Origin of the sequence: Bradyrhizobium sp. ORS 375 (assembly GCF_000239775.1) — a bacterium.
GTDB lineage: Bacteria > Pseudomonadota > Alphaproteobacteria > Rhizobiales > Xanthobacteraceae > Bradyrhizobium.
On the sequence record NZ_CAFI01000247.1, the window covers coordinates 1 to 2808 of the forward strand.

2 protein-coding genes and 1 pseudogene are annotated in these 2808 nt (G+C 66.0%); 1 reads left to right on the forward strand and 2 read right to left on the reverse strand.

Features of this window, described 5'->3' with window-relative positions:
- Positions 1-312: pseudogene (locus BRAO375_RS19270) on the reverse strand (beta-1-3, beta-1-6-glucan biosynthesis protein); the annotation flags it as partial.
- 410 nt (positions 313-722) lie between these two features.
- Here BRAO375_RS19270 and BRAO375_RS19275 point away from each other — a divergent pair.
- Entirely contained in the window at positions 723-2303 is a 1581-nt protein-coding gene (locus BRAO375_RS19275; RefSeq protein WP_009029130.1) for a glycoside hydrolase family 17 protein, read from the forward strand.
- On the opposite strand, the gene BRAO375_RS19280 is transcribed toward BRAO375_RS19275, so the two are convergent.
- Positions 2263-2643: a hypothetical protein gene (locus BRAO375_RS19280; protein ID WP_008963041.1), complete on the reverse strand. Its 381-nt coding sequence runs from the start codon at positions 2641-2643 to the stop codon at positions 2263-2265. The genes BRAO375_RS19275 and BRAO375_RS19280 overlap by 41 nt on opposite strands.
- Positions 2644-2808: the final 165 nt, after the last annotated feature.

The following is a 2808-nucleotide window of genomic DNA, read 5'->3' on the forward strand; positions in this document are numbered from 1 at the left end:
CAGGTCGAGGTGGCGGAACGCGGTATCGAGGTCGTCGCGGTACATCAGCTGCACGACGCGGCGGCCGAGCCAGACGCATTCCGGGTTGCCGGCGGGCCCGCCGCTCAGCGCCTGCGCGGCCTCGGTGAACTCGTCGGCCTTGCGCTGGTTTTCCTTGAGGTCGGCCGGGCTGGAGGCCTGCGGCTTTTGGTCCGGGGGGTGGTCGTTGCCGCTCTGGGCGAAGGCGCCGGGCGTGCCGACCAGGACCGCAACACCCACGGATGCGACAAGGCGCAAAACCGAAAACTTGGACTGGAGCACGCGTCGACCCATAAATTCCCCGAATGTTGCCTTCATGCCGTCCCCTGGGGGACGCAGTGTTGATGCCGATCAAATCGGTCCCGATTGCGGCGGGAGGTTGATTCCGACCGTCGCGCGGTGTTCCTAAACTGCCGTTCCTAACGGGCGAGTGAACAGCCAGAAGCAGCGGACGCAAAGGGCGAGGCAACCGGGATTCCCAATGACCGGAATCTCGGATTTTGTCCAGCAACGCCCCAACTTTCTCGCGTCATCGTAAAAGCCGGATTGGGATCGGAGCTGCCCGCGCCTGGGCGCGCCGCGGCAGCCCCTCCGATTGCTGACCGATCGCCTACTTGGCAGATCGCCGCCGACCGGGTAATCGACACCACCCTGCCTGGAGAACGGAACTGAAATCCCTTCGTACGCCGCTGGCGCTTCTGCTCATGTCCTTGGGTGTCATCGCCGCTGCTTGGTGGTGGCTGGCCAAGCCCATCACGCTCGCCCGCGCGCCGATCGAGCTCGATTCGAAGGTGCAGTGCGTGTCCTACGCGCCGTTCCGCGGCCAGCAGAGCCCGCTGGATCCGACCACGCATATCGACGCCGAGCAGATCGAGCAGGACCTGGTGCAGCTCGCCAAGATCTCAGAATGCGTCCGCACCTATTCGATCGAGAACGGCCTCGACCAGGTGCCGGGAATCGCGTCGCGGGTCGGCATCAAGGTCATCCAGGGCATCTGGCTCGGCTCCAACAAGCTGAAGAACCAGCAGCAGATCGGCATCGCGGTCGACCTCATCAAGCGCTATCCGAAGGTCATCACCGGCGTCGTCGTCGGCAACGAGGTGCTGCTGCGCGGTGAGATGACCACCGCCGACCTCGCGGCGACCATCCGCAGCGTCAAGGCACAGGTCCAGGTTCCCGTGACCTATGCCGACGTCTGGGAATTTTGGCTGCGCAACCGCGAGCTCTACGACATCGTCGACTTCGTCACCGTTCATATCCTGCCGTATTGGGAGGACATGCCGGTGCGCGCGAAATTCGCCGCCTCGCATGTCGACACCATCCGCCAGCAGGTCGGCGTGGCGTTCCCCGGCAAGGAGATCCTGATCGGCGAGACCGGCTGGCCGAGCGAGGGCCGCATGCGCGAGGGCGCGCTGCCGTCGCGCGCCAACCAGGCCCGCGTGGTGTCGGAGATCCTCTCTCTCGCCAAGCGCGAGAATTTCCGCGTCAACCTGATCGAGGCCTATGACCAGCCCTGGAAGCGCAAGCTCGAGGGTACGGTCGGCGGCTATTGGGGCCTGATCAGCGACGACACGCGGGCGCTGAAATACCCGCCCGGCGAGCCCGTCAGCAACTATCCGCAGTGGAAGCTGCAGATGGCGGCGGGCATGATCCTGTCGTTCGTGGTGTTCCTCACGGGCTGGCTGACCGTGCGCCGCCGTCCCTGGCCGCCGCACATCTCGGCCTGGATCGGGGTGGGAATCTCAGCGACCACCGCCGGCGTGCTGTTCGGCATGGCCGCGGACAAGATGTACTATGAGAGCCTCGGTTTCGGCGGCTGGCTGCAATGGGGCGCGCTGCTCGCCGCCGGCGTGCTGGCTCCGATCCTGGCGGCCAATGCCGCCATGGCCGGCCGTCCCTTGCCGACCTTCCTCGACCTGCTCGGCCCGGATGACGGCCGCAAGCAGCTCAAGATCACCTATGCGCTGGGCCTCGTGCTGGTCATCACCGTGCTGATCGCGGCCGAGACCGCGCTCGGCTTCGTGTTCGATCCGCGCTACCGCGACTTCCCGTTCGCCAGCCTGACCATGGCGGTCGTGCCGTTCGCGATGCTGCTCGGCAACCGTCCGGCGCAGGGCCCGCGGCCGATCGCCGAGGCCAGCTTCGCCGGCCTGCTGGCGATCTCCTCGGTCTATGTGATCTATAACGAAGGCCGCGACAATTGGCAGGCGCTGTGGACCTGCGCGATGTACCTGACGCTCGCCGTTACGCTGTGGCGGGCGCGGGCCGCGCAAATCCGAGGATGAGCAGGCCGATCGCCAGGCCCGACAGCACGATGTTGTAGAGCACGATGCCGAGGCCGGCGGCGATCAACCCGCCGGTCAAGAGCACGATCGATGGCCGCATCACGTGCAGCACCGCGATCACCAGCGCGGTCGCGCCGAACACCGAATTCTTGAACAGCGTCGTCGCTACCGCGCGGCTCTTGCAGGCGAGCGTCTGCAGGCCGGCGTCGCAGGCGAGCGCAACGCTCGACAGCTCGATCGCGAGATAGCGCAGATAAAGGGCGTAGCCGACGGTGACGAAGCCGACGATCAGGAGCCATTGCACCTGATACGGCGAGAGGCGGAACGGGGTCTTTTTCATGCGCGGGACTATGCTGCGGAACGGATCGGCGGACAAGCCGCAAAGCCGCTTCACGGACTGCTTTCACAGTCCGCGACAAGCGGCTTTCGCCATGGAATGATTCGGGCTCAGGAGCGGCGGAAGAACGACGACAGCGCCGACGGCTGCTCGGGCTTCGGCGCCTCG